Annotated in this window: 25 protein-coding genes; 16 read left to right on the forward strand and 9 right to left on the reverse strand. The window is 68.7% G+C overall.

Annotated features, from left to right (window positions below):
• Positions 1–9: 9 nt before the first annotated feature.
• The 5 genes from pbpC (at position 10) to C4F17_RS19300 (ending at position 6,345) form a co-directional block, all read left to right on the forward strand.
• Positions 10–2,340: a penicillin-binding protein 1C gene (gene pbpC / locus C4F17_RS19280; protein WP_234382208.1), complete on the forward strand. Its 2,331-nt coding sequence runs from the start codon at positions 10–12 to the stop codon at positions 2,338–2,340.
• A gap of 70 nt (positions 2,341–2,410) precedes the next feature.
• Positions 2,411–3,784, forward strand: a complete 1,374-nt coding sequence (locus C4F17_RS19285; protein ID WP_106936311.1) for an esterase-like activity of phytase family protein — start codon at positions 2,411–2,413, stop codon at positions 3,782–3,784.
• A gap of 223 nt (positions 3,785–4,007) precedes the next feature.
• Positions 4,008–4,319, forward strand: a complete 312-nt coding sequence (locus tag C4F17_RS19290) for an iron transporter (protein WP_234382211.1) — start codon at positions 4,008–4,010, stop codon at positions 4,317–4,319.
• On the forward strand, positions 4,316–5,977 hold the full coding sequence (locus C4F17_RS19295; RefSeq protein WP_106936312.1) for a PepSY-associated TM helix domain-containing protein: 1,662 nt from the start codon (positions 4,316–4,318) through the stop codon (positions 5,975–5,977). Before C4F17_RS19290 ends, C4F17_RS19295 begins: the two co-directional genes overlap by 4 nt.
• Positions 5,977–6,345 (forward strand): DUF3325 domain-containing protein, encoded by a 369-nt coding sequence (locus C4F17_RS19300; RefSeq protein ID WP_081268235.1) that lies wholly within the window; start codon positions 5,977–5,979, stop codon positions 6,343–6,345. Before C4F17_RS19295 ends, C4F17_RS19300 begins: the two co-directional genes overlap by 1 nt.
• Before the next feature lie 26 nt (positions 6,346–6,371).
• On the opposite strand, the gene C4F17_RS19305 is transcribed toward C4F17_RS19300, so the two are convergent.
• From C4F17_RS19305 to speD, 3 genes are read right to left on the reverse strand one after another with little or no spacing between them, the layout of a single operon-like run.
• The gene (locus C4F17_RS19305) at positions 6,372–7,769 is read right to left on the reverse strand and encodes an aminopeptidase P N-terminal domain-containing protein (protein WP_106936313.1); all 1,398 of its coding nucleotides are present in this window, start codon (positions 7,767–7,769) and stop codon (positions 6,372–6,374) included.
• Positions 7,766–8,476, reverse strand: a complete 711-nt coding sequence (locus C4F17_RS19310; protein WP_106936314.1) for a nucleotidyltransferase family protein — start codon at positions 8,474–8,476, stop codon at positions 7,766–7,768. Before C4F17_RS19310 ends, C4F17_RS19305 begins: the two co-directional genes overlap by 4 nt.
• A 14-nt stretch (positions 8,477–8,490) precedes the next feature.
• The gene (speD, locus tag C4F17_RS19315) at positions 8,491–8,871 is read right to left on the reverse strand and encodes an adenosylmethionine decarboxylase (RefSeq protein WP_106936315.1); all 381 of its coding nucleotides are present in this window, start codon (positions 8,869–8,871) and stop codon (positions 8,491–8,493) included.
• Positions 8,872–9,015: 144 nt separating this feature from the next.
• Between speD and C4F17_RS19320 the strand changes: the two genes are divergently transcribed.
• Both C4F17_RS19320 and gap read left to right on the forward strand, forming a co-directional pair.
• Positions 9,016–11,118 (forward strand): transketolase family protein, encoded by a 2,103-nt coding sequence (locus tag C4F17_RS19320; RefSeq protein ID WP_106937616.1) that lies wholly within the window; start codon positions 9,016–9,018, stop codon positions 11,116–11,118.
• 57 nt (positions 11,119–11,175) lie between these two features.
• Positions 11,176–12,177 (forward strand): type I glyceraldehyde-3-phosphate dehydrogenase, encoded by a 1,002-nt coding sequence (gene gap / locus C4F17_RS19325; protein WP_081268239.1) that lies wholly within the window; start codon positions 11,176–11,178, stop codon positions 12,175–12,177.
• Between the two features lie 125 nt (positions 12,178–12,302).
• Here the strand turns inward: gap and C4F17_RS19330 are convergent, their stop codons facing one another.
• On the reverse strand, positions 12,303–12,611 hold the full coding sequence (locus C4F17_RS19330) for a putative quinol monooxygenase (protein ID WP_106936316.1): 309 nt from the start codon (positions 12,609–12,611) through the stop codon (positions 12,303–12,305).
• 130 nt (positions 12,612–12,741) lie between these two features.
• Between C4F17_RS19330 and C4F17_RS19335 the strand changes: the two genes are divergently transcribed.
• Complete coding sequence (locus tag C4F17_RS19335) at positions 12,742–14,067, forward strand: Nramp family divalent metal transporter (protein WP_106936317.1); 1,326 nt, start codon at positions 12,742–12,744, stop codon at positions 14,065–14,067.
• Here C4F17_RS19335 and C4F17_RS19340 read toward each other — a convergent pair.
• Positions 14,054–14,992 (reverse strand): LysR family transcriptional regulator, encoded by a 939-nt coding sequence (locus C4F17_RS19340; protein WP_106936318.1) that lies wholly within the window; start codon positions 14,990–14,992, stop codon positions 14,054–14,056. The genes C4F17_RS19335 and C4F17_RS19340 overlap by 14 nt on opposite strands.
• Before the next feature lie 114 nt (positions 14,993–15,106).
• Between C4F17_RS19340 and C4F17_RS19345 the strand changes: the two genes are divergently transcribed.
• The 3 genes from C4F17_RS19345 (at position 15,107) to C4F17_RS19355 (ending at position 17,663) form a co-directional block, all read left to right on the forward strand.
• Positions 15,107–16,198 (forward strand): tartrate dehydrogenase, encoded by a 1,092-nt coding sequence (locus tag C4F17_RS19345; protein ID WP_106936319.1) that lies wholly within the window; start codon positions 15,107–15,109, stop codon positions 16,196–16,198.
• A gap of 93 nt (positions 16,199–16,291) precedes the next feature.
• Entirely contained in the window at positions 16,292–17,308 is a 1,017-nt protein-coding gene (locus tag C4F17_RS19350; RefSeq protein WP_106936320.1) for a Bug family tripartite tricarboxylate transporter substrate binding protein, read from the forward strand.
• 64 nt (positions 17,309–17,372) lie between these two features.
• The gene (locus C4F17_RS19355; RefSeq protein ID WP_106936321.1) at positions 17,373–17,663 is read left to right on the forward strand and encodes a YciI family protein; all 291 of its coding nucleotides are present in this window, start codon (positions 17,373–17,375) and stop codon (positions 17,661–17,663) included.
• A 12-nt stretch (positions 17,664–17,675) separates the two neighbouring features.
• On the opposite strand, the gene C4F17_RS19360 is transcribed toward C4F17_RS19355, so the two are convergent.
• On the reverse strand, positions 17,676–18,749 hold the full coding sequence (locus C4F17_RS19360; protein WP_106936322.1) for a pirin family protein: 1,074 nt from the start codon (positions 18,747–18,749) through the stop codon (positions 17,676–17,678).
• A 152-nt stretch (positions 18,750–18,901) separates the two neighbouring features.
• A complete protein-coding gene (locus C4F17_RS19365) occupies positions 18,902–19,324 on the reverse strand; it encodes a VOC family protein (protein WP_106936323.1) in 423 nt (140 codons plus the stop codon).
• Positions 19,325–19,482: 158 nt separating this feature from the next.
• Between C4F17_RS19365 and C4F17_RS19370 the strand changes: the two genes are divergently transcribed.
• Together C4F17_RS19370 and C4F17_RS19375 are read left to right on the forward strand one after the other, a co-directional pair.
• Entirely contained in the window at positions 19,483–21,066 is a 1,584-nt protein-coding gene (locus C4F17_RS19370; RefSeq protein WP_106936324.1) for a CYTH and CHAD domain-containing protein, read from the forward strand.
• A gap of 8 nt (positions 21,067–21,074) precedes the next feature.
• A complete protein-coding gene (locus tag C4F17_RS19375) occupies positions 21,075–21,755 on the forward strand; it encodes a hypothetical protein (protein WP_106936325.1) in 681 nt (226 codons plus the stop codon).
• A 10-nt stretch (positions 21,756–21,765) separates the two neighbouring features.
• Here the strand turns inward: C4F17_RS19375 and C4F17_RS19380 are convergent, their stop codons facing one another.
• Together C4F17_RS19380 and C4F17_RS19385 are read right to left on the reverse strand one after the other, a co-directional pair.
• Positions 21,766–22,242, reverse strand: a complete 477-nt coding sequence (locus tag C4F17_RS19380; protein WP_106936326.1) for an FKBP-type peptidyl-prolyl cis-trans isomerase — start codon at positions 22,240–22,242, stop codon at positions 21,766–21,768.
• Positions 22,243–22,282: 40 nt separating this feature from the next.
• Positions 22,283–23,209, reverse strand: coding sequence for a LysR family transcriptional regulator (locus tag C4F17_RS19385; protein ID WP_106936327.1), 927 nt, complete (start codon positions 23,207–23,209; stop codon positions 22,283–22,285).
• Positions 23,210–23,336: 127 nt separating this feature from the next.
• On the opposite strand from C4F17_RS19385, the gene C4F17_RS19390 reads away from it, so the two are divergent.
• The 3 genes from C4F17_RS19390 to C4F17_RS19400 all read left to right on the forward strand — a co-directional run bounded on the left by C4F17_RS19390 (position 23,337) and on the right by C4F17_RS19400 (position 26,058).
• A complete protein-coding gene (locus tag C4F17_RS19390; RefSeq protein ID WP_106936328.1) occupies positions 23,337–23,924 on the forward strand; it encodes an NADPH-dependent FMN reductase in 588 nt (195 codons plus the stop codon).
• A complete protein-coding gene (locus tag C4F17_RS19395) occupies positions 23,921–24,775 on the forward strand; it encodes a pirin family protein (protein WP_106936329.1) in 855 nt (284 codons plus the stop codon). The genes C4F17_RS19390 and C4F17_RS19395 overlap by 4 nt, the downstream gene beginning before the upstream one ends.
• A gap of 80 nt (positions 24,776–24,855) precedes the next feature.
• Positions 24,856–26,058 (forward strand): M20 aminoacylase family protein, encoded by a 1,203-nt coding sequence (locus tag C4F17_RS19400; RefSeq protein ID WP_106936330.1) that lies wholly within the window; start codon positions 24,856–24,858, stop codon positions 26,056–26,058.
• Positions 26,059–26,100: the final 42 nt, after the last annotated feature.

Here is a 26,100-nt window from a genome sequence, read left to right on the forward strand (position 1 = left end):
AGGTCCGCCATGCGCATCGGCATCGCGTCTGCAGGAAGAAGGCTGCGCAAGCCCGCGCTGTGGGCGCTGGCGCTTGTCCTCGTGCTCGCGCTGCTGCGCCTGTGGCCGCACGCGGCGTTGAGCGAGACCGTCGGCAGTTCGCGCGCTGTGTATGCGCAGGGCGGGGAGCTGCTGCGGCTCACGCTCGCGGGGGACGAGCAGTACCGGCTCTGGGTGCCGCTCGATCGCATCTCGCCCACGCTGGTCGACGCGGTGCTGCTGTACGAAGACCGGCGCTTCCATGCGCACCCCGGCGTCAACCCCGCCGCGCTGGCGCGCAGTGCGTGGCGCATTGCCAGCGGCGAACGCAGGCAGGGCGGCTCGACGCTCACGATGCAGCTCGCGCGCCGCGTCTACGGCATCGACAGCCGCACGCCCACAGGCAAGGTCGCGCAGATCTTCGCGGCGCTGTGGCTGGAGGCGCGCTTCAGCAAGCACGACATCCTGGAGGCGTACCTCAACACCGCGCCCTATGGCGGCAACATCGAAGGCGTGCAGGCCGCGAGCCTCATCTACTTCCGCAAGGACGCCGCCAAGCTGAGCCTGCCCGAGGCGCTGACGCTTGCCGTGATTCCGCAGAACCCCGTCAAGCGCATCGCCGAGCGCGGGCGCAATGCCGAGCTGCAGTCGGCGCGCGAACGGCTGTGGGCGCTGTGGGCCGAGCGCGACCCGGCCGCGAAGCAGCATGCGCCCGATGCGCAGCTCGCGCTGTCGGCGCAGTCGCGCGGCAGCCTGCCTTTTCTTGCGCCGCACGCCACCGACATGCTGCTCGCGCAGGAGCGTGGCGTGCAGGAGGTGCGCACCACCATCGACCTGCGCATGCAGGCCACGCTCGAACGCGTGATGGGCCAGTACCTGCGCACGCATGCCGACGTGGGCATGACGAACGCGAGCGCGTTGCTGCTCGACGCCTCGACCATGCAGGTGCGCGCGATGATCGGCTCGGCCGACTTCCGCAACGACGCCATCGCGGGGCAGGTCAACGGCGTGCTGGCCAAGCGCTCGCCGGGCTCCACGCTCAAGCCCTTCATCTACGCGCTGGCGCTCGACCAGGGGCTGCTGCATCCGAAGACGATGCTGAAGGACGCGCCGACCTCCTTCGGCCCCTACACGCCTGAGAACTTCGACCACCGCTTCGCCGGCCCGCTGCCGGCGCAGGAGGCGCTGATCCGCAGCCGCAACGTGCCCGCGGTCGCCGTGGCGGCCAGGCTCTCGAAGCCGGGGCTGTATGACTTCATGCGGCTCGCGGGCGTGCAGAAGCTGCAGAGCGAATCGCACTACGGCCTCGCGCTGGTGCTGGGCGGTGGCGAGGTCACGCCCGAGGAACTGGCGGGCATGTACGCGACGCTGGCCAACGGCGGCATCTCGCAGCCCATTCGCTACACGCAGCCCGCGCCCGACGAGCGGCCCGTGCAGCCGCTGCGCCTGCTGAGCGAGGAGGCTTCCTTCATCACGCTCGACATGCTGCGCCACACGCCGCGCCCCGACACCACGCTGCCCGCGCGCCCCGCCATCGCATGGAAGACGGGCACGTCCTGGGGCTTTCGCGATGCGTGGACGGCCGGCGTGTTCGGCCGGCATGTGCTGGTGGTGTGGGTGGGCAACTTCGACGGCACCAGCAACCCCGCGCTGGTGGGCGTCGATGCGGCCGCGCCGCTGTTCCTGCGCATGGTCGATGCGCTGCGCGCCCAGCGGCTCGACCCCGGCGAGGTCGCGTCGCGCCAGCCGCCCGACTTGCGCCAGGTCGAAGTCTGCGCGGCGACGGGTGGCCTGCCCGACGCGCTGTGCCCGGTGCGCACCATGACGTGGTTCATCGCCGGCAAGTCGCCCATCCAGGTCAGCAACCTGCACCGCGCGGTATGGGTCGACGAGACGACCGGCAAGGTGGTCTGCGGCCCGCAGCCCAATGCCCGCCAGCAGGTGGTGGAGCAATGGGGAAGCGACATGCGCCGACTGTTCCGCCAGGCCGGCCTGCCGCGCGCGAGCGCACCGGCCGATGGCTGCGAGAAAGACGGCGGCGCACCGGAAAGCGCACCGCTCATCACCTCGCCCCTGCGCGGCGTGCGCCACACGCTGCGCGCGAACAAGCCCGAACCGCTGGTGCTGCGCGCCGAAGCCGCGGCGGGCACGCAGGCGATCTACTGGTTTGCCGACGACGCGCTCATCGGCCGCGCCGCGCCCGGCGAAGGCATCACGTGGATGCCCGACCTCGCGGCCTCGGGCCGGCGCTACGTGCTGCGCGCGGTCGACGACCAGGGGCGTGCCGAGTCGCGCGAGGTGACGGTCGACATCGCACCTTGAAGGGATGTCATGGCGGCGTCATGCCCCCTCGGCATGGTCACGCGTTTTCGACTTGAACACTCTCCTGCTCATGACACGTCTTGCCTCCCTGTCCTTCGTTGCCCTGGCCGCCGCACTCGCATGCGGCGCCGCGGCTGCGCAGACCGCCTTCCCCGCCACGCTCGCCGGCCACGCCGTGCTGCCCGCGCAGAGCTTCGTTGCCACGCCCAAGGACGCACCGGCCGACCTGCAGGTCAGCGGCAAGTTCACGACGGCCAGGCGCGTCGAGGCCGTGGGCAGCGTCGAAGGCCTGTCGGCCGGACGCCCCACCGGCGTGTCGCTGCCCTTCAAGGGCCAGCCGCTGCAAGGCCACTCGGGCATCAAGAAGATGGACGACGGCACCTTCTGGATCCTTACCGACAACGGCGCCGGCGCCAAGGCCAACTCGCCCGACTTCATGCTCTACCTGAACCACTACAAGGTGGACTTCAAGAGCGGCAAGTTCAATCGCCTGGACACCATCTTCCTGCACGACCCCGACAAGAAGGTGCCTTTCCGCATCGTGCAGGAAGGCACCAGGCAGCGCTACCTGACGGGCTCCGACTTCGACCCCGAGAGCTTCCAGTTCGCCGGCGGCGCGCTGTGGATCGGCGAGGAGTTCGGCCCCTTCCTCATCAAGGCCGACCTGAAGGGCAAGGTGCTCGCGGTGTACGACACGCTGGTCGACGGCAAGGCCGTTCGCTCGCCCGACCATCCGGCCGTGACCACGCCGGGCGCGCCGGGTGGCGCGGTCGAGTTCCAGGTCAAGCGCTCCAAGGGCTTCGAGGGCATGGCCTCGTCGAAGGACGGCAGCAAGCTCTACGCGCTGCTCGAAGGCCCGGTGTGGAACGCCGAGGCCAAGGACTACGAGAAGGTCGAAGGCAAGGAGGCGCTGCGCGTGCTCGAGTTCGACGTGGCCACCGAGAAGTGGACCGGCCGCCACTGGCAATACGTGCTCGAAGCCAACGGCAACGCCATCGGCGACTTCAACATGATCGACGGCAAGGCAGGAGATGGCACGAGTGCCATGGGCCTCATCATCGAACGCGACAACGGCGAAGGCACCAGCGACAAGGCCTGCCCCGAAGGCCAGAAGCGCACCGACTGCTTCCACGACATCGCCAAGTTCAAGCGCGTCTACAAGGTCGAGCTGAACGATGCGAACGTGGGCGGCCCGGTGCGCAAGATCGGCTACATCGACCTGCTGAACATTGCCGACCCGAACAAGCTCGCACGCAAGCCGCTGAACGACGGCGTGCTGAAGTTCCCGTTCTTCACGATCGAGAACGTCGACGTGGTCGATGCCACGCACATCGTGGTCGGCAACGACAACAACCTGCCCTTCTCCAGCAGCCGCGAGCCCAACAAGGCCGACGACAACGAGCTGGTGCTGCTCGAAGCCGGCGCGCTGCTGCAGGCGAAGTAACGACGCGGTACGCAGAAGCCGACGCTCAATCTCGATTGACGCCGGGCAAGGCCCCGCGCGGTGCAGCCGCATCGCTCCGGGGCTTTTGCCGTGGCGCTCCATTGCTGCTGCGTCACCAGGGCAAGAAGAGATTCGCGCCGAAGATGAGTATGATTCTCATTATCTGACATCTCTTTTTTCCCATGAATCCCCGAACGTCCTCGCCCGCCGTCCGGCCCGCGTCGTGAGCTCCAGCTTTCGTTACCGCCTCGGCGTGGCCGTGCGCGCCATCGCCGCCATCCTGGGCGGCTACGGCGTAGCCGCCCTGTTCGCCGCCGTCCTCGCCCTGTGCCTGCCCTTCGCCTTCGGCATGGCCCGCAGCGAAGCCACGATGACCGGCACGCTGGCTTCCTTCCTCGTCTTCGCGCTCGCCGTGATGTGGGTCTTTGCGGCGCGCACCGCGCTGCGTGCCTGGTCCGGCCTGGCCGTCGCCGCGGGGTCGCTCGGCGTGCTGCTGCTTGTCCTCCTGCGGCTCACCGGAGGCGCAGCTGCATGAAGGAGGGATTCCGCCAGTCGATGGCCTGGCTGCATACCTGGTCGGGCCTGCTGGTCGGCTGGGTGCTGTTCATGGTCTTCGCGGCCGGCACGGCGTCGTATTTCAAGGACGAGATCACGCTGTGGATGAAGCCCGAGCTGCACGCCGCCGCGCAGCCCGCCGTGCCGCAGGTGCGCGCGGTCGAAAGTGCCGTGGCCTATCTGCAGCAACGCGGCGCGGACAGCCCGCGCTGGTTCATCAACCTGCCGAATGAGCGCCAGAGGTCGACCGACGTGCTCTGGCTCGCGCCGCCGGCCGCCGCCGCCGCTGCCACGCCCGACGACAAGAAACCGCCGCGCCGCCGCTTCGACCGCGCATCGCTCGACCCGGCCACCGGCGAGCCGGTCAGCGCGCCGCGCGTCACACGCGGCGGCGAGTTCTTCTACCGCCTGCACTTCGACCTGCACTACATGCCCGCGCTGTGGGCGCGCTGGATCGTGGGCTTCTGCGCGATGTTCATGCTGGTGGCCATCTTCAGCGGCATCGTCACGCACAAGCGCATCTTCAAGGACTTCTTCACCTTCCGGCCGAAGAAGGGCCAGCGTTCGTGGCTCGATGCGCACAATGTGACGGCGGTGCTCGCGCTGCCCTATCACCTGATGATCACGTACACGGGCCTCGTCACGCTGATGTTCCTGTACATGCCGTGGGCTCCCCAGGTGGCCTACAAGGACCGCGGCGGCGAGCAGGTGTTCTTCTCCGAAGCTTTCCCCGGCAGCGGCCGTGACCAGTTCAAGGCCTCGGGCAACAGGGTGCCGCTTGCGCCCATCGCGCCGATGATCGCGCAGGCCTCCGCGCACTGGCACGGCGCGGCCGTGGGCCGTGTCACCGTGCACCAGCCGAACGATGCCAAGGCGGTGGTCTCGCTCACGCGCGCCGAGGGGCCGCAGCTTTCCTACGACCAGCCGACGATGCAGTTCAACGGCGCGACCGGCGCGCTGATCGGCACGTTCGGCGACGTGCCCAAGCCCGCCGCCGAGACGCGCGGCGTGCTCTACGGCCTGCACATCGGGCGCTTCGCGAATCCGCTGCTGCGCGCGCTGTTCTTCCTCTCTGGCATCGCGGGCTGCCTGATGGTGGCCACGGGGCTGCTGCTGTGGGCGGTGAAGGAGCGGCAGAAGTACTCAAAGACGCTCAAGCAGGGCGGGCGTGTCGGCTTAGGCCTGCGGCTGGTCGACGGGCTCAACCTCGGCGCCATCGCCGGGTTGCCGCTCGCGATGGCGGCCTTCTTCTGGGCCAACCGCCTGCTGCCGGTCGAGATGGCCGAGCGCGGCGATGCGGAGATCCGCTGGTTCTTCATCGTCTGGGGCGCGTCCGCGGTGCTGGGCCTGCTGCGGCCGACGCTGCGCATGTGGCAGGCGCAACTGGCGCTCGGCGCGCTGCTGTTCGTGCTGCTGCCGGTGCTCAATGCGTTCACCGGCCCCGCGCCGTTGACGGTGAGCCTGCGCTCCGGACCGAGCGCGGTGGCGGGCTTCGATCTCGTCGCCATCGCGCTGGGCCTGGGGCTCGCGAGCGCGGTCTGGCTCGTCGAGCGAAAGCGCCGCAAGGCCATCACGCAGAAGCCGGCCCCGAAGACACCGCCGCAGCAAGGGCTCGCCACCTCGGGAGGCGGCTCCTGATGCACGCCCTGCTCCTGGCGCTGGTGTTCGCCGCTTCGCTCGCGGGCTTCTGCGCATTGAGCCTCGCGATGGACCGCCACAGCGAAGACGTTTTCGGCCGCGGCAGCACGCCGGGCCCGTGGCGGCGCTGGCTGCAGCTGGGGGGCACTGCCCTCCTGTGCCTGTCGCTGGGCGCGAGCCTGCAGGCTGCCGGCAGCGCCATCGGCTGGGTGCTCTGGCTGGGCGCGCTCACCGCGGCCGCGCTGACGACGGTGGGCCTGCTGAGCGCGGTGCCGGGCCGCTTTCACTGGATCGCTTCCGCTGCCGCGGTGCTGGCGCTCGGCGCCGCGCTGCTCCATCTGGTGCTGGCGGCCCTGGCCGCCAGCTGACGACCAGCAGCGAGCGCAGCGGGCCGTCAGGCTCGCATCAGCGCCTCGATCTCGTCCGCCTTCACCGGCACGCCGCGCGAGATGAGCTCGCAGCCGGTGGCGGTGACGATCGCGTCGTCCTCGATGCGGATGCCGATGTTGTGGAACTGCTCCGGCACGCCGTCGGCCGGCCGCACGTAGATGCCGGGCTCCAGCGTCAGCACCATGCCCGGATGCAGGATGCGGCTCGGGCGGTTCTTGATGACCTCGTTCGACAGCGGATCCTTGCGTTCGCTCACTTCGCCGACCTGCGTGGGCTCGACGTAGCTGCCGCAGTCGTGCACGTCCATGCCCAGCCAGTGGCCGGTGCGGTGCATGTAGAACTGGAAATAGGCGCGCGAGTCGATCACGTCCTGCACGTTGCCGACCTTGTCGGCGTCGAGCAGGCCCAGGTCGAGCATGCCCTGCGACAGCACCTTCACGGCCGCGTCGTGCGGGTCGTTGAAGCGGTTGCCGGCCTTGGTGGCGGCGGCCGCGGCGTCCTGGCTGGCCAGCACCAGGTCGTACAGCGCGCGCTGCGGGCCGGTGAATCTGCCGTCGGCCGGGAAGGTGCGCGTGATGTCGCTGGCGTAGCCGTCCAGCTCGCAGCCCGCGTCGATCAGCACCAGCTCGCCCTTGCGCACGGGCGCCGCATCGGCGCGGTAGTGCAGCACGCAGGCGTTGGCACCGGCCGCGACGATGGAGTAGTAGGCCGGGTACTGCGAGCCGCCAAGGCGGAATTCATGCAGCAGCTCGGCATCGAGGTGGTACTCGCGAGCGTCCTTGCCCTCGCGCAGCATGCGGGCCGACAGCTGCATCGCGCGGACGTGCGCGCGGGCGCTGATCTGCGCGGCGCGCCGCATGATGTCCTGTTCGTGCGCGTCCTTCACGAGGCGCATCTCGTCGAGCGGGCCGCACAGGTCGCGCTGCTCCTCGGGGCACAGCGCGCCGTAGCGCACGCGGGCGCGCACAGACTGCAGCCAGCCGTCGATGCGGGTCTCCAGGCCCTTGTGGATCGCGAACGGGAACCACACGGTCGAGCGGTTCTCGAGCAGCTTCGGCAGTTTCGTGTCGAGGTCGGTCACCGAGAAGGCTTCGTCGACGCCGAGCGCCGCCGGCGCCGCGTCGGGACCGAGGCGGTAGCCGTCCCAGATCTCGCGCTCCAGGTCTTTCGGCGCGCAGAACAGCGTGGCGCGGCCGTCGCCCGCCAGCACCAGCCAGGCGTTGGGCTCGGTGAAGCCGGTCAGGTAATAGAAGTAGCTGTCGTGGCGGTAGAGGAAATCGGTGTCGCGGTTGCGCGGGCGCTCGGGCGCGGTCGGAATGATGGCGATGCCGTCCTTGCCCAGTTGCGAAGCGAGGCGCGCGCGGCGCTCGGCGTAGATCGTGGTGGTGTCTGCAGAGGTCATCTTGGCGTGTTCAGTTGGGCAAGCCGTTCGGGGGTTCCCACATCGGTCCAGGGGCCGGTGTAGAGCTCGGCGCTCACCAGTTCATTGTCCATCGCGGCACGCAGGATCGGCGCCAACGGGGCTTTGCGGCCGTCCGGGTTGCCGGGGGGGATGTCGCAGTACGGCGGCGCGAACAGCGCTGCGCGGTAGAGGCCGATGGTCGAGAAGGTGAATTTCTCGGGCGCCGTGTTCAGCGCAAGCCCGTCCGGCGACAGGCCGAAGTCGCCCTTGGGGTTGTGCGCCGGGTTCGGCACCAGCCACAGGTGCGCGAGCTTGCCGCCGGCCAGGAAGCGCTCGACCGAAGCCTGCGTGAAGGCGAAGCCGGGCGCGAACACATCGCCGGCCGCGACCCAGAACACATCGCCCAGCAGCGTCAGCGCGCGCACGATGCCGCCGGCGGTCTCGAGCGCGCCGCCGAAGTCGCGGCCTTCGTCGGAGTATGAAATCGATAGCGCGGCGTGCCCGTCCAGCAAGGGCTTTGCGCCGAAGCGCTGCGAAATCTGCGCGCCCAGCCAGTCGGTGTTGACCACCAGTTCAGTGAAGCCGCCGGCGGCCAGCGCCTCCATCGGCCACTGCATCAGCGGCTTGCCGCGCACTTCGAGCAGGGGCTTGGGGCAGGTGCCGGTCAGCGGCCGCATGCGCTCGCCGCGCCCTGCGGCAAGGATCATGGCCCGCGCCGCGCTCACGCCGGGACCCGTCCGCGCTGGAGCTCGTTGCGCTCGCTGTGGCGGGGCTGGAACAGCGCCACCAGGCATTCCATCAGCGCATGCGCCTTGGCCGAGTGGTCGCCGCTGAAATTGCAGACGTACACGTCCAGCGTCACGCCGCGCTGCTCGGGCCAGGTGTGGATGCACAGGTGCGATTCGGCCAGCAGCACCGTGGCGGTGACGCCGCCCGGCCCCTGCGGCGTGGCCGGAAAACCGTGGACCAGCCTGCCCACCGCCTGCAGCCCGGCGGCCGATACCGCCTTGAGGCAAACCGCTCCCAGCGCCTCCCGGTCGGTGAGCCATTGAAGGCCGCATTGGCAGTCGTGGAGGTCGGCGGTGAGGTGCAGCCCATGCATGGGTGGCAACTCTAGCAGTCCGGCCGCCGCACAAGAACATCCGCGGGGTGTTCGGGCCGTATCGGCAGCCGTTCGGGCTCGCCCGGTAAAATCGCGGGTTCCCCCCTATCCCACCCACCCTTTTCCCCCGAAAGTCCCATGCCCATGGCAAACCAAGCCCTGATGGCCAACGCGATCCGCGCGCTGGCTATGGATGCCGTTCAACAAGCGAATTCCGGACATCCGGGTGCACCGATGGGCATGGCCGACATGGCCGTCGCACTCTGGGGCGAACACCTGCGCTACAACCCCGCGAACCCGCACTGGTTCGACCGCGACCGCTTCGTGCTCTCGAACGGCCACGCCTCGATGCTGCTGTACTCGGTGCTGCACCTCACCGGCTACGACCTGCCCATCGGCGAGCTCAAGAACTTCCGCCAGCTGCACAGCAAGACGGCCGGCCACCCTGAAGTCGACGTGACCCCCGGCGTGGAAACCACCACCGGCCCGCTGGGCCAGGGCATCACCAACGCCGTGGGCTTCGCGCTGGCCGAGAAGCTCCTGTCGGCCGAGTTCAACCGCAAGGACCACGCCATCGTCGACCACCACACCTACGCCTTCCTGGGCGACGGTTGCATGATGGAAGGCATCAGCCATGAAGCCTGCGCACTCGCCGGCGCCTGGCACCTGAACAAGCTGATCGCGCTGTACGACGACAACGGCATCAGCATCGACGGCCAGGTCAAGCCCTGGTACATCGACAACGTGGCCGAGCGCTTCCATGCCTATGGCTGGCACGTGATCGGCCCGATCGACGGCAACGACGCCGCCGAAGTGTCGAAGGCCATCGCCAAGGCCAAGCAGTCGACCGACAAGCCCACGCTCATCAACTGCAAGACCGTCATCGGCAAGGGCAGCCCGAACCGCGCCGGCACCGCCAAGGCCCACGGCGAAGCACTGGGCGCCGAAGAAATCAAGCTCACGCGCGACGCCATCGACTGGCACTACCCGCCCTTCGAGATTCCGGCCGAGGTGTACGCCGACTGGGACCACAAGGAAGCCGGCGCCAACATCGAAGCCGAGTGGAACGCCAGGTTCGCCGCCTACGCCGCCGCCTACCCCGAGCTGGCCGCCGACTTCACCCGCCGCATGAAGGGCGAGCTGCCCAAGGACTTCCACCAGGTCGCGTTCGACACCGTGGTCGCCGCCCACACCAAGGCCGAGACCGTGGCCAGCCGCAAGGCCAGCCAGCTCGCGCTGGAAGCCTTCACCGCCGCGCTGCCTGAAATGCTCGGCGGCAGCGCCGACCTGACCGGCTCCAACCTCACCAACACCAAGAGCACCGCCGCGCTGCGCTTCGATGCGAAGACCGGCGCGGTGGTCATGAACGTGCCGGCCGTCGAAGCCAAGCAGGGCGCCGAAGACGAAACCAAGTCCGAGGCCCCGGCCGAAACGCCCCACGGCACCATCGGCCGCCACATCAACTACGGCGTGCGCGAGTTCGGCATGGCGGCCATCATGAACGGCGTGGCGCTGCATGGCGGCTACATCCCCTACGGCGGCACCTTCCTCACCTTCAGCGACTACAGCCGCAACGCCATCCGCATGGCCGCGCTGATGAAGCGCCGCGTGATCCACGTGTTCACCCACGACTCCATCGGCCTGGGCGAAGACGGCCCCACGCACCAGTCGATCGAGCACGCCGCCTCGCTGCGCCTGATTCCGAACCTGGACGTCTGGCGCCCGGGCGACACGGCCGAAACCGCCGTGGCCTGGGCCGTGGCGCTGCAGAACCAGTCGCGCCCGACCGCGCTGCTGCTGAGCCGCCAGAACATCGCCTACGCGCCCAAGAGCGAACTCGGCGACATCAGCCGCGGTGCCTACGTGCTGTCCGAGCCGGAAGCCGTCGGCCTGAAGAGCAAGAAGACGGCCGCCGTCATCATCGCCACGGGTTCCGAAGTGCAGCTCGCACTGGCCGCGCAGAAGCTGCTGGCCGAGAAGAAGATCGCCGTGCGCGTGGTGTCGATGCCCTCGACCACCACCTTCGACCGCCAGGACCTGGCCTACAAGAAGGCCGTGCTGCCCAAGAAGCTGCCGCGCATCGCCGTCGAAATGGGCTGCACCGGCGGCTGGTGGAAGTACGGCTGCGCCGCCGTCGTGGGCATCGACACGTACGGCGAATCGGCGCCCGCGCCGGTGCTGTTCAAGCACTTCGGATTCACGGCGGAGAACGTGGCCGCCACGGTGGAAGCAGCGCTGCGCGACTGAGTCCCTTCGCACGGTTCACGACAGACAACAAGTTTTTCAACCTTAGGAGCAAGTCAGATGGCTATCAAACTCGGTATCAACGGCTTCGGCCGCATCGGTCGCAACGTGCTGCGCGCAGCAGTGCAGAACTTCAAGAACGACATCGAAATCGTTGCCATCAACGACTTGCTCGAGCCCGACTACCTCGCCTACATGCTCCAGTACGACTCGGTGCATGGCCGCTTCAAGGGTGAGGTCACGGTTGACGGCAATACGCTGATCGTGAACGGCAAGAGGATCCGCCTGACCCAGGAGCGCGACCCCGCGCAACTGAAGTGGAACGAAGTCGGCGCCGACGTCGTGCTCGAATCGACCGGCCTGTTCCTCACCAAGGAAACCGCGCAGAAGCACATCGACGCGGGCGCCAAGAAGGTCATCCTGTCGGCACCGTCGAAGGACGACACCCCCATGTTCGTCTACGGCGTGAACGACAAGAAGTACGCCGGCGAAGCCATCGTCAGCAACGCCAGCTGCACCACCAACTGCCTGGCGCCGCTGGCCAAGGTGCTGAACGACAAGTGGGGCATCAAGCGCGGCCTGATGACGACCGTGCACGCGGCCACCGCCACGCAGAAGACCGTGGACGGCCCGAGCAACAAGGATTGGCGCGGCGGCCGCGGCATCCTGGAAAACATCATTCCCTCGAGCACCGGCGCCGCCAAGGCCGTGGGCGTGGTGATCCCCGAGCTCAACAAGAAGCTCACCGGCATGAGCTTCCGCGTGCCGACCTCCGACGTGTCGGTGGTCGACCTGACGGTCGAGCTGGTGAAGGAAGCCACGTACAAGGAAATCTGCGCCGAGATGAAGGCACAGAGCGAAGGCGCGCTCAAGGGCGTGCTGGGCTACACCGAAGACAAGGTCGTCGCCACCGACTTCCGCGGCGACCCGCGCACCTCGATCTTCGACGCCGAAGCCGGCATTGCGCTGGACGGCACCTTCGTCAAGCTCGTGAGCTGGTACGACAACGAGTGGGGCTACTCGAACAAGTGCCTGGAGATGGTGAAGGTCGTGTCGAAGTAAGGCTTCGACGCTTCCATGAAAAAACGCGCCCGAGGGCGCGTTTTTTCATGGCGAGGCGGCAGGCAGCAGCCGCCGGGTTCAGCGCAGCTTCTCGTTCCTGCGGATTTCGCTGCGCGTGCGAAAACTCAAACCGGCTCGAGCACGTGAATCAGCTTGCCCGCCGTCAGCTCCTTGGTCTTCTCGCTGTGCGCCTTCATGTGCGGCGCGACGGCGTGGGCCTGCAGGTGGGCCAGCGTTTCCCATTTCTCGATCACGACGAAGGTGTCGTTGCCGAAGCTGGCCTTCGACGTCGGGATGCCTTGCGCGTCGATCGTCGCGCCGTATTCGATGCAGCCTTCTTCGGCCAGCACGGCCGCGCGGTTGGCGGCGAAGGCTTCGAGCAGCGCGGCGCGCTGGCCCGGCTTGGCGGTGATGACTGCGACGACGTGGATCATTGGAAAGGTCTCCGAGGATTGATGTGAGGGATGACGCACCGGGGTGCGAACGCCGAATCTAAGAGATGCGGCATCGCCGCGCCGGTCAGGTCCGCGACAACGCCGCGTCCTTGTCCCTATCATCGCCCGGATGTTCTTTCCGCTGCCCCGCACGGCCACCGCGCCTTTCTGTCCCTCCGAAGTGAAGGGCAGCGTGGCCGTTCCCCAGGACCTGCCTTTCTTCAGGAAGCTGATGCGCTACGCGGGCCCGGGCCTGCTGGTGTCGGTCGGCTACATGGACCCGGGCAACTGGGCCACCGACATCGAGGCCGGCTCGCGCTTCGGCTACGGCCTGCTGTTCGTGGTGCTGCTGGCGAGCCTGGCGGCGATGCTGCTGCAGACGCTGTGCGTGCGCCTGGGGCTGGTGGCGCAGAAAGACCTGGCGCGCGCCTGCCGCGAGCACTACTCGCCGCGCGTCAACCGCTTGCTGTGGCTGGGCGCCGAGCTGGCCATCGTGGCCTGCGACCTCGCCGAGGTGCTGGGCAGCGCGCTCGCGCTGCACCTGCTGTTCGGCGTGTCGATTCCGGTGGGCATCGCCATCACGGCCTTCGACACGCTGCTGGTGCTGGGCCTGCAGGGCGCGGGCTTTCGCCGGGTGGAGGCCATCGTGCTCGGGCTGGTCGGCACCATCGCGGGCTGCTTCGCGGTCGAGCTGATGATGGCGCCGCCCAACTGGTTCGGCGTGGCGATGGGCTTCGCGCCGAGCCTGGAGCGGCTGCACCAGCCGGGCGCGCTGTACCTGGCCATCGGCATCGTCGGCGCCACGGTGATGCCGCACAACCTGTACCTGCATTCGTCCATCGTGCAGACCCGCCTCGTGGCCGACACCGAACCGGCGCGGCGCGAGGCGGTGCGCTTCTGCACGCTCGACGCGGTGGTGTCGCTGTCGCTCGCGCTGCTGGTCAACGCGGCCATCATGGTGCTGGCGGCCAGCGCCTTCCATGCCACCGGCCACCGCGAAGTGGCGGAGATCGACGACGCCTACCGCCTGCTCGAGCCCGTCGTCGGCAGCGCTTTCGCGGCCACGCTGTTCGGCATCGCGCTGCTGGCCTCGGGGCAGAGCTCGACCTTCACCGGCACCATCGCGGGCCAGATCATCATGGAGGGCTTTCTCGACATGAAGATCCCGTGCTGGCAGCGCCGGCTGATCACGCGCGCGCTCGCGCTCGGCCCGGCCTTCCTCGGCGTCTGGTGGTTCGGCGACGGCGGCGTGGGCAAGATGCTTGTGCTCAGCCAGGTGGTGCTGAGCTTCCAGCTTCCGTTCGCGATGTGGCCCTTGATTCGCTTCACCAGCAGCCGCGCCATGATGGGCGGGTTTGCCAACGGGCCGGTGCTCAAGTCGCTGGCGTGGGGCCTGTTCGGCGTGATCAGCGCCGCCAACGTGTGGCTGGTGGCCTCGGTGCTCAGCGGCGGTTGAGCGCAGGCTCGGCCGCGTCCTTGCCGAGCGCGGCCGCGATGAAGTCGACGAAGGTCCGCACGCGCGCCGACAGCTGGTGGCGCTGCGGGTACACGGCGTAGATGTCGGCGTCGGGCGTTCGGTAGTTCGCGAGCACCTGCACCAGCCGGCCGCTGCGCAGGTAGCGCGCGATGTCCCACTCGGCGCGCATCAGGATGCCGTGGCCGTCGAGCGCCCAGTTGACCGCGATCTCGCCGTCGTTGGTGCTCAGCGCGCCGCGCGTCTTCACCGCCTCTGTGCGCTGCGCCGCGCCCCGGCCGGTGCTCAGGCGCCACATGCCGTAGGCCTCGTCGCCCTGGCGGATGCCGATGCAGCGGTGGTGCGCAAGGTCGTTGGGCACCCTGGGCTGCCCGGCGCGCGCCAGGTAGGCCGGCGAGGCGCACAGCAGCCGCCGGTTCGACGCGATGCGCCGCGCGATCACGCGGGCCTCGGGCGGCGCGCCGAAGCGGATGCAGACGTCGAAGGCGTCGTCGGTCAGCGGCGGCGGGTTGACCGAAAGCTGCAGCTGCACCTCGACCTGCGGATGCTTGCGCACGAACTTCGATATCAGCGGCGCCACGTGGCTGCGCCCGAAGCCCAGCGTGGCATTCACGCGCAGCAGGCCCTGCGCCTCGCCCTTGGCGCCGCCCAGCAACTGCGCCATGTCGTCGATCTCGCCGAGGATGCGGCGCGCATGCGCCACGTAGAGCTCGCCTTCGGGCGTGAGGCTCATGCGCCGCGTGGTGCGGTTCACCAGCGTCACCCCCAGGCGCGTTTCCATCTGCGAGAGCCGCTTGCTCACGGCCGGCGTGCTGATGCCCAGCTCGCGCGCCGCGGCGCTGAGGCTGCCGCAGGCCGCGAGCGCGGAGAAGAAGCCGAGGTCGGCGGGCTGTACAGGCGACGTCATGGCAGCCTCACTGTTGAATTGAAGTTAAGGATGGATTCACTTCGGGCATGAATTGTTCAGCGCGCCGGATCCTACAGTGCGCCTTCCAAAGAGCACACACGCAAAAGGACATCGATGACCCGCTACAGCATTGCCACCATTCCCGGCGACGGCATCGGCAAGGAAGTGATTCCGGCGGGGCGCCGGGTGATGGAGGCGCTGGCCGAGGCCTCCGGCGGCGCGCTGCAATTCAGCTTCGAGGACTTCGGCTGGGGCGGCGACTGGTACCGCGCGCACGGCGAGATGATGCCGGCCGACGGCCTCGACGCGCTGCGCGGCAAGGACGCCATTCTTTTCGGCTCCGCGGGCGATCCGCACATTCCCGACCATGTCACGCTCTGGGGCCTGCGCCTGAAGATCTGCCAGGGCTTCGACCAGTACGCCAACGTGCGGCCCACGCGCATCCTGCCGGGCATCGACGGCCCGCTCAAGCGCTGCGCGCCCGGCCAGCTCGACTGGGTGATCGTGCGCGAGAACTCCGAGGGCGAGTACGCCGGCGTCGGCGGCCGCGTGCACCAGGGCCACCCCATCGAGGCCGCGACCGACGTGAGCATGATGACCCGCGCGGGCGTGGAGCGCATCATGCGTTTCGCCTTCAAGCTGGCCGGTTCGCGGCCGCGCAAGCTGCTCACCGTGGTGACCAAGAGCAACGCGCAACGCCATGCGATGGTGATGTGGGACGAGATCGCGCTGCAGATCTCCAAGGAGTTCCCCGACGTGACGTGGGACAAGGAACTGGTCGACGCCTGCACCGCGCGCATGGTCAACCGCCCGGCCACGCTCGACACCATCGTCGCCACCAACCTGCACGCCGACATCCTCAGCGACCTGGCCGCCGCGCTGGCGGGCAGCCTGGGCATCGCGCCCACCGGCAACATCGATCCGGAGCGGCGCTATCCGTCGATGTTCGAGCCCATCCACGGATCGGCCTTCGACATCATGGGCAAGGGGCTGGCCAACCCGGTCGGCACCTTCTGGTCGGTGGTGATGCTGCTCGAGCACCTGGGCGAGGCCGAGGCGGCGCGGCGCGTGATGCAGGCGGTGGAGCACGTCACGGCCAACCCGGCGCTGCACACACGCGACCTGGGCGGCAGCGCGACCACCGAGCAGGTGACGCAGGCGGTGTGCGCGCACATCGCGGGCGAGCCGATGCGGCTTGCGGCGTGACACACGCAATGGCCTGAACGGCCGCCAGCGACAGACACGACGGTATCCGCGCGCCTCGATGCGCGCACCACGACAACGAGCCGGAGACAAACCATGAACGCTTCTTCCAACGCGCGCCGCCGCAGCAGCGGCAGGCGCAGCCTGCTTCGGGCCGCGACGCTCGCACTGGGCCTTGGCACCGCTGCGCTGGCCTTCGCGCAGTCACCGGCCGGCTGGCCGGCGAAGCCCATCAGCCTCATCGTGCCCTTCCCCGCCGGCGGCACCACCGACGTGCTGGCGCGCGCGCTGGCCGACAAGCTCTCGCAGTCGCTCGGCCAGCCCGTGGTGGTGGAAAGCAGGCCAGGTGCCGGCGCCACGCTCGGCGCCGACTACGTGGCCAAGGCCAAACCCGACGGCTACACGCTGCTGATGGGCGCGGTGCACCACACCATCGCCACCAGCGTCTACAAGAAGCTGCCTTACGACTTCCAGAAAGACCTGGCGCCTGTCACCCTGGTGGCCATGGTGCCGAACGTGCTGGTCGTCAACGCCGCCAGCACGCCCGCGAAGAACGTCGCCGAACTGGTCGCGCTGGCCAAGGCCGCGCCCGAGAAGCTGGCCTACGGCTCCAACGGGAACGGCACGGCGCAGCACCTGATCGGCACGCAGTTCCAGGCCAGCACCGGCACCACGCTGCTGCACGTGCCCTACAAGGGCAGCGGCCCGCTCACCACCGACCTGCTCGGCGGCCAGGTGGCGATGTCCTTCGACACCATCACGCCGGTGCTGCAGCACATCAAGAGCGGCAAGCTGCGCGCGCTGGCCGTGACTACGGCGCGCCGCTCGACGGTGCTGCCCGACGTGCCGACGATGGAAGAGGCGGGCCTCAAGGGCTTCGACATCGGCACCTGGTTCGGCGTGCTGGCGCCGGCGGCCACGCCGAAGGAGATCGTCGCGCGCCTGAACGCCGAGATGGTGAAGATCATCCATTCGCCCGACTTCGCGCAACGCATGCAGGCCATCGGTGCCGAGCCGCTGGGCGGCACGCAGGAAGAAATGGCGCGGCGCATCCGCGAGGAGACGGCCAAGTTCGCGAAGCTGGTGAAGGAAGGCGGCGTGGCAATCGAGTGAGGAGGCGGCCGAACCACCGAACTCATAGGATGGTGGCTTCCTCGTTCACTCTCTGCCCTCATCCATGTTCATCGTCACTCTCACCTACATCCGCCCGCTCGAAGAACTCGATGCGCTGATGGACGCGCATGTCAGCTGGCTCAAGACGCACTACGAAAGCGGCCTGTTCGTGGCCTCGGGCCGGCAGGTGCCGCGCAAGGGCGGCGTGATCCTGGCGCGCTCGGGCGACCGCGCGGCGCTGGAAGCCTTGCTGGCGCGCGATCCGTTCGTGCAGAACGGCGTCGCGCGCACCGACGTGATCGAGTTCGTGCCCAGCATGACGGCGCCGGGCGCCGAAGTCCTGAAGACGCTCTGAGCCGGGGCTCGCTCAGGCTTCGGGCACTTCCTCTCGCCCGCCCGGGTGCCTTGCGAAGCGCGCGGCCTCTTGGCCGTGCACCGGTGCCGAGTCGTCCCAGGGCCAGCCGCCGAACTGGGTGCGGCGGTAGTCGGCCATGGTCTGGCTGATCTCAGCCTGCGTGTTCATCACGAAGGGGCCGTACTGCACCACCGGCTCGGCGATCGGGCGGCCCTGCAGCACCAGGAACTCGCTCTCGCTGTCGCCGTTGGCAATCTCCACCGCGGCATCGCCGCGCAGTTCGATGGCCGCCGGGCATTCCACGCGCCGGCCCGCGACGAAAGCCGCCGCGCCCTTGAAGAAATACAGCATGCGCCGCGTGCCCTCGCCGCTGGCGGCCGGCAGCGTCCATTGCGCGCCGGGCGTCATCTTGAGCGTCCAGATCGCCACGTCGGCGTCGGCCTGCGAGGCCCACGAGTCGGGCGGCGGCGCCAGCGGCTGGATCGGGTCCTGTCCGTTGACGGTGTCGCCCAGCCGGCCGGCGATCACGGCGACCTCGGTGCGGCCGCCCTTCGCGTCGTCGGAAGCGAAACGCGGAATGGCGTCGGACCAGAACATCGTGAAATGCGGCTCGGCCATCTTGCTGCGCGCCGGCAGGTTCAGCCAGATCTGGAACAGCTCCAGCGGGTTGGGCGCGCCGGCGTCGAGCAGCGGGAACATCTCGGAGTGCACGATGCCCTTGCCGGCCGTGAGCCACTGCACGTCGCCGCCGCCGAAGCGCGCGGTGGCGCCCAGCGAGTCGGAGTGATCGACCAGGCCCTTGCGCACGATGGTCACGGTCTCGAAGCCGCGGTGCGGGTGCGAGGGAAAGCCCGGCACCTTGTCGCCGTGGTACATGCTCCAGCCGTCCTTGCGGCTGAAGTCCTGGCCGATGTCGCGCCCGGCCAGCGAGGCGGCCGGCCCCATGCGCCCGTTGCCCTGCGGATACGCATCGTCGTGGTAGACGCAGAACAGGAACGGGTCGATCGTCTGCCACGGGAAACCGAGGGGCGCGACCCGCACGACGGGGCTGTTGTCTTGTTCGGGCATGGGGCTATTCCTTTTCATGGGGGGCTCGGCCGATGATGCCGTGCCGGTGAAAGGAATATCGGGGCGCCGCCCCCGTCCGGTAGGGGCCTTCCGTGCAACAGTGAAGAGCGCGTATGGAACGATCGGCATCGTTCTGCTTCTTCAACGGTGTGGCGTGGCGTGGCGTCAGGTCACTGGTTCTGGTGCGTGACGACGGCGTTCGGGTCCATGTACATCAGCTCCCAGAGGTGGCCGTCGATGTCCTGGAAGCCGTGGCCGTACATGAAGCCGTAGTCCTTCGGTTCGCCCGGGATGGTGCCGCCCGCGGCCTTGGCCTTGGCCACCAGCTCGTCGACCTCGGCGCGGCTTTCGCACGAGAGGCACAGCAGCACCTCGGTGCTCTTGCTGGTGTCGGTGATGCTCTTGCTAGTGAAGGTCTTGAAGAAATCTTCCACCAGCAGCATGGCGTGGATGCTGCCTTCCTGGATGACCATGCATGCGGCATTGGCGTCGGTGAACTGCGCATTGAAGGTGTAGCCCAGCGCGGCGAAGAATGCCTTGCTCTTGTCGAGGTCCTTGACGGGGAGGTTCACGAAGATCTGCTTGGTGGCCATGGTGTCGTCCTGTGTCGGTGAAGGGTGATGTGGATGTTCAACGGCGTCTTGTGTACGCCGTCCACAAAAGATACCAAAGAAAATGGACGGCGTCCACATGATTTTCCAGACAGGGGATTTGGCGGCCCTGCGTGACGGGGCGGGCATCATGGCGCCCTATGGAAATCGAGTTCAAGTTCTGCATTCCCGCCGGCCGCCTGAAGGCCGTCGAAGCCGCCCTGAAACGCGGCACCGTCGTGCGCACCCGCCTGCAGGCCCGCTATTTCGACACCGCCGACCAGCGGCTGGCCGCCGACGGCATGGTGCTTCGGCTGCGCAAGGAAGGCCGGCGCTGGGTGCAGACCGTGAAGGCCACCGGCGACAACGCCCTGCACCGGCTGGAGCACAACGTCGACCTGGGCACGGCCGGTGCCGCGCCGGCCATCCACCCGCAGCGCCACCAGGGCACGCCGGTGGGCGACAGGCTCGCGAAGCTGCTGGCGGACGGCAGCGACGGCGGCGTGCCGCTAGTCGAGCGGCAATCGACCGACATCGTGCGGCTCACGCGCGACGTGCGCGTCACCGGGGCCGGCGGCGCGGTGGTCGAGATGGCGCTCGACGTCGGCAAGGTCGTCGCCCACGCCGGCACGCCAGAGCAACGCGCATCGCCGGTGTGCGAACTGGAACTGGAACTCAAGCACGGCGACGTGCAAGGCCTGGTGTCGCTCGCGCGGCGCTGGTCGCAGCAGCACGGCCTGTGGTTCAGCACCGTGTCGAAGGCCGAGCGCGGCGCGCGCCTGCTGGCGGCGCAGGAAACGGTGGAAGCCGTGAAGGCCGAGGCCCCGCACTTCGGCAGCCCGCACCCGGACGGCCGTGCCATCCAGCAGGCGGTGGTCGCCTCATGCCTGGCGCAGATGCTGCCGAACGCGAGCGAGATCGCCGCGGGCAGCGAAGACGACGAGCAGGTGCACCAGTTGCGCATCGGCATCCGGCGGTTGCGCACCGCGCTGCGAGAGCTGGCCGAACTCGACACCGCCTCGGGCCTGTTCGATGCCGCTGCATGGGAGCCGCGCCTGGTCGAAGCCTTCCGCGCGCTTGGCGAGTTGCGTGACCGCGAGCAGGTGGTGAAGCTGGCGCAGCCCCGGCTGCGCGAGGCACGCGCGCCGGAGTTCGATCCGCTGGCCGGCGATGCGGCGGCCAAAAGCGCGCCTTCGGCCGGAGACGCCGTGCGCGCTTCGGCGTTCCAGAACGTGCTGGTGTCGCTGATCGGCTTTACCGCGGCCGGCCCCGCGAAGGCTGCGTCGGAAAGCGAAGAAGGAGGAGAGATGCCACCGGCCAGCCCGGCGCCCCTGGATGCCGACGCCGCCCGGCGCGTGCTGCGCAAGCGGCTGCAACGCCTGCACAAGCAGGTGATGCGCGAAGGTGAACGCTTCGAATCGCTGGACACCGAAAGCCAGCACCGCGTGCGCAAGCGACTCAAGCGCTTGCGCTACCTCGCCGAATTCGTCGCGCCGCTGTTCGATGCGGCGGACATGGGCGGCGCCGAGCGCTACCTCAAGGCCTTGCGTCCCGCACAGGATGCGCTGGGCGAGTTCAACGACGAGGCCGTCGCGCTCGCGCTCTACCGCGAAGCGACCGAACGCGATTCCCGCGCGTGGTTCGCCGTGGGCTGGTTCAGCGCGCGCCATGCGGCGGGCGCAAGGGCCTGCGCCAAGGCGCTGGGCAAAATAGACAAGGCCGCCAGGTTCTGGAAGAAGAAATAGGAAACCGGATGGATGAGCCACTGCAACTGCGATTCAGGCTGGCGCCGGAAGACGCGGAACTGCTCGGAGAAGCGGCCCTGGAACGCCGCCTCGCGGAACATGACCGGCAGTCGGAACGCCTTCATGCGGCTGTCCAGCGGCTGGTGCCACGGGCGCTGTCGGCGCTGATGGTGGCCGCGCCCGTGCTCGCCATCGGGCTTCTGTACGCGCTCGAACCCCGGCCCGTGCGTGCCGAGTTCTGGATCAGCTCGGCCGTGGCAGTCGTGCTGTCGGGGCTGCTGTGGCTCTTTCGCGCACGTCTCGTCGAGCGAATAGCCGCCCTGGGCTCGCGCCGCAGGGCGAGGACCCAGCCCGCCAGGCGGGACCGCGTGGCCCGCGCACTGCATCGATCGGTCACGCGCTCCGCGACCCGTGCAGTCGGCATCCACGAGGTGACGATTAGTGCGCAAGGCCTGAGCCTCATGGCCCCCCAAAGCAGCAAGGCCGCCGTCGTACCGTGGCAAAAGCTGACGCGCATCGAAGAAGGCGAGCGCTTCTACCGGCTCTACACCCAGGCCACCGAGCGCTTCGGACTCAGCTACCTGGTGGCGAGGCACAGCAGCGAAATGGACGCTGCGGCCTACGAGGCCGGCCTGCAGCGGCTGCTGGCACTGAGCCCCGTCACGCCGGTGCCGCGCAGCAGCGGCTAGAAGAAGCAGATCAGTGATGGTGCCCGTGGGCGCCATGCACATGCCGGTGCTCGATTTCCACCGGCAGCGCCGCGCGCACGTCCGTCACCTGCAGGCTGAACTTCAGCGCCTTGCCAGCCCACGGATGGTTGCCGTCGAGCAGCACGACCGGGCCCTTGATCTTCATCACGGTGAAGACGTGCTCGCGGCCGTCGTCCAGGCGACCCTGCAGTTGGCCGCCCACCTTCACGCCCGGTGGAAAGTCGGTCTTGGGAATGCTGCGCACCAGCGTCTCGTCGCGTTGGCCGAAGGCGTCTTCGGGCGAGAGGTTCAGCACGGTCTGGTAGCCCTTTTCCTTGCCGTCGAGCGCTTCCTCGATCTTCGGCAGCGTGTTCTCGTAGCCGCCATGCAGATAGGCCATCGGCTCGGGGCTCGCCTCGATGAGCTTGCCCTGAGCGTCGGAGACCTTGTACTTGATGGTGACGACGGTGTCTTTTTCGATTTTCATGGGGAGGCATTTTCAGTGGAAAATAAAAGGAACCCGTCGCCTAGGCTTTCCCCTGCGACGCGGGCTCGTGCAGCACGTCCATCTGGTCGAGCTTGGCCATCACCAGCTCGATGAACGCCGACACCGCCAGCGGCAGGTGCTTGCGGCTCGGGTAGACCACGCTGAGCCCCCGGCCGGTGTACTCGTACTGCGGCAGCACCCGCACCAGCCGTCCTTCCTGCTCGTCGCGCGTCGCCATTGCCGGCGGCAGCTGGGCGATGCCCAGTCCGGCCAGTGCGGCCCTGCGCAGCGCCTGCGCGGTGTTGCCGGTGAACCGGCCGCTGACCTGCACTTCTTCTTCAGCGCCGCCAGGGCCCGCGAGGCGCCAGATGGTGTGGCCGGTGGGGTGCGGCGGCGTCACGCAGTCGTGGTCCGCCAGCTCCTGCAGGGTGGTGGGCTGGCCGCGCCGCGCGATGTAGCCGGGGCTCGCCAGCAGGCCGCCGCTTCGCGTCATCAGCCGGCGCCCGATGTAGCCCGAATCGCGCAGCACGCCGCCGCGGAATGCCACGTCGATCTGCTCGGCGATGAGGTCGGCGGCCGCGTCGCTGAGCACGAAGTCGAGCCGTACCAGCGGATGCCCGGCCAGGAAATCGGCGACCCATTCCATCGGGAAGAAATCGAAGAAATCCGCCGGCGCCGCCACGCGCACGAGGCCGCTGGGCTCCTGGCCTCCGGCCGCCAGCGCCTGCCCGGCGGCGGCCAGCCCGTCGACCAGCCCCGCGCATTGGTCATGAAAAGCCTGCCCGGCGCTCGTCAGCGTCAGCTTGCGCGTCGAGCGCTGCATTAGCCGCGTGCCCAGCTGCGACTCGAGCTGCTGGATGCGCCGGCTCACGGTGTTGGGCGGCAGGCCCAGCCTGCGGGCCGCTTCGGCAAAGCTGCCGTGGCGCACCACCTGCACAAACATGGCAACGTCGTTGAGGTCGAGCATGGTGGGTAGATTCCTTCGTTTGATGGACGAGTGCAATCCGACTCTACCGTCTAGTCGATCAATGGGTGCGTACCTAAGCTTCTGTCCATGGCCTCGCGGCCTTCATCCAACCGTCCAGGAGCACCCCATGACCTCACAGCAGCAACCCCGTATCGGCATCGTCATCGCCTCGACCCGCGAGGGCCGCTTCGGCGAAAAGCCCGCGCAATGGATCCACGAGATCGCGCAGCAGCGCACCGACCTCGCCTTCGAGCTGGTCGACCTGCGCGACCATCCGCTGCCCTTCTTCAACGAGGCGTCCGCGCCCGCCTGGGGGCCGGTGAAGAACGAGGCCGCGCAGCGCTGGCAAGCCAGGCTGGGCACCTTCGACGGCCTGATCGTCGTCACGCCCGAATACAACCACGGCCCCAGCGCGGTGCTGAAGAACGCGATCGACTGGGCGTACAAGGAGTTCATCCGCAAGCCGATCGGCTTCGTGGGCTACGGCGGCGTGGGCGCGGCGCGCGCGGTCGAGCAGCTGCGGCTGGTGGCGGTCGAGATGCAGATGGCGCCGGTGCGCCATGCGGTGCACATCGGCATGGTCGAGTTCATGGGCATATGGCAGCAGGGCAAGAGCTTCGGCGACTTCCCGCATCTCGCGCAGTCCGCAAACGGCATGCTCGACGACATCGCCTGGTGGGCCAAGGCGCTGAAGACCGCAAGGGAGGCCGCATGACCGCCGCCGTCGATACGCAGGCCCGCGCCGTGGTCTACCGCACGCGCGGCAGTTCGCACGGCTCGATCACGCGGCTGGTGAGCCCCGGGGACCTGGGCGAATTCCTGAAGCCCTTCGTTTTCCTCGACCTCTTCGGCTTCAGCACCGAAGGCGGCCACAAGGGCTTCGGCCTGCATCCGCACTCGGGCATCGCCACGCTGACCTACCTGATCGAAGGCGACACGCTGTACGAAGACACGACCGGCGAACAAGGCACGCTGCGCGGCGGCGGTGTGGAGTGGATGCGCGCCGGCAACGGCGTGTGGCACACCGGCGCGCCCGTGCCGGGCGTGAAGCGCGTGCGCGGCTTCCAGCTGTGGGTGGCCCTGCCGCCTTCGGAAGAAAACGCGCCTGCGCAAAGCATGTACCTCGCACCCGCGCAGGTGCCGCGCGAAGGTCCGGCGCGCGTGCTGCTCGGGCGCCACGGCGCGGCGCGCAGCGCCATTGCCGCGCCCGCGTCGATGAACTACCTGGCCGTGGAGCTGAAAGACGGCGAGCGCTGGCGCTACACGCCGCCTGCCGGCCACACGGTGGGCTGGGTGGCGGTCAACGAGGGCGGGCTCGGCACCGGCGACGCGCGCGGCGGGCCGATCGGCGCCGGCGAGCTGGCGGTGTTCGAGGAGTCGAACGACGCCATCGATTTCATCGCGCATGGCGACACGGCCTTCGTGCTGGGCTCGGCGGTGAAGCATCCGCACGAGCTGGTGATGGGCCACTACTCGGTGCACACCAGCCGGGCGGCGCTCGACCAGGGCGAGGCCGAGATCCGCCGCATCGGCGCGGCGCTGAGGCAGCAGGGCCGACTCTCGTAAGCCTGCATGCGCGTGGCGCGCGGCTGCGCCAGAATCGTTCGCTTCCGGTCGAACGACCGACTCGCAGCCCACGCCCCGCCATGAACATTGCCGATTCCTTTGCCGACATCTCGCGCTTCGTCGAGATCCGGCGCGACATCCACGCCCACCCCGAACTCGGTTTCGAGGAACACCGCACCTCCGAGAAGGTCGCGAAGCTGCTCGCCGAATGGGGCATCGAGGTGCACCGCGGCATTGCCGGCACCGGCCTCGTCGGCGTGCTGCGCAAGGGCAACGGCAGCCGCACCATCGGCCTGCGCGCCGACATGGACGCGCTGCCGCTGCACGAGGCCAACGAGTTCGCCCACAAGTCGACCAACCCCGGGCGCATGCACGCCTGCGGCCACGATGGCCACACCACCATGCTGCTGGCCGCCGCGTGGCACCTGTCGCAGCAGGGGCCGGACGACTTCGACGGCACCGTGCATTTCATCTTCCAGCCCGCCGAGGAGATGGGCAAGGCCGGCGCCAAGAAGATGATCGACGAGGGCCTGTTCGAGCGCTTCCCGTGCGACGCGGTCTTCGGGCTGCACAACTTTCCGGTCGGCGACGTGGGCCGCTTCGCGCTCAACGAAGGCGCGCTCATGGCCTCGAGCAACACGTACAAGATCACCGTGCGCGGACGCGGCACGCACGCCTCGATGCCGCACACGGGCATCGACCCCGTGGCGGCGGTGGTCAACCTTGCGCAGCAGCTGCAGACCATCGTGGCGCGCACCATTCCCAGCACCGAGCGCGCGCTGCTGGCCGTCACGCAGCTGCAGGGCTCCGACGCGCCCAACGTGATTCCCGACGTGGCCACGGTGGGCGGCACCATCCGCACTTTCTCCATCGAGGCCATCGACAAGATCGAGGCGCGCCTGCGCGAAGTGGCCGCGGGCGTGGCGGCGGCGCACGGCTGCACGGCCGAGGTGTATTTCAACCGCTCGTCGCCGCCGACGGTGAACCACGCGGCAGAGGCGCGCTTCGCCGCCGGCGTGATGCGCGAGGTGGTGGGCGACGACATGGTCACCGACAACTTTCCCGCCGTGATGGGCGCCGAAGACTTCGCGCACATGCTGCTCGCGCGGCCAGGCTGCTACGCCTTCCTGGGCAACGGCGACGGCGACCACCGGCTCGACGGCCACGGGCCCGGCCCTTGCATCATCCACAACACCTCGTTCGACTTCAACGACGAGATCATCCCGATCGGTGCCAGCTACTTCGTGAAGCTGGTGCAGCGCTGGCTGCCGTCGGGCGCCTGAGATTCCTCCCCTGTGTTGATGACGATGAAAAAGAAAGCGGCC

Origin of the sequence: Variovorax sp. PMC12, from assembly GCF_003019815.1 — a bacterium.
Classification (GTDB): Bacteria; Pseudomonadota; Gammaproteobacteria; order Burkholderiales; family Burkholderiaceae_C; genus Variovorax.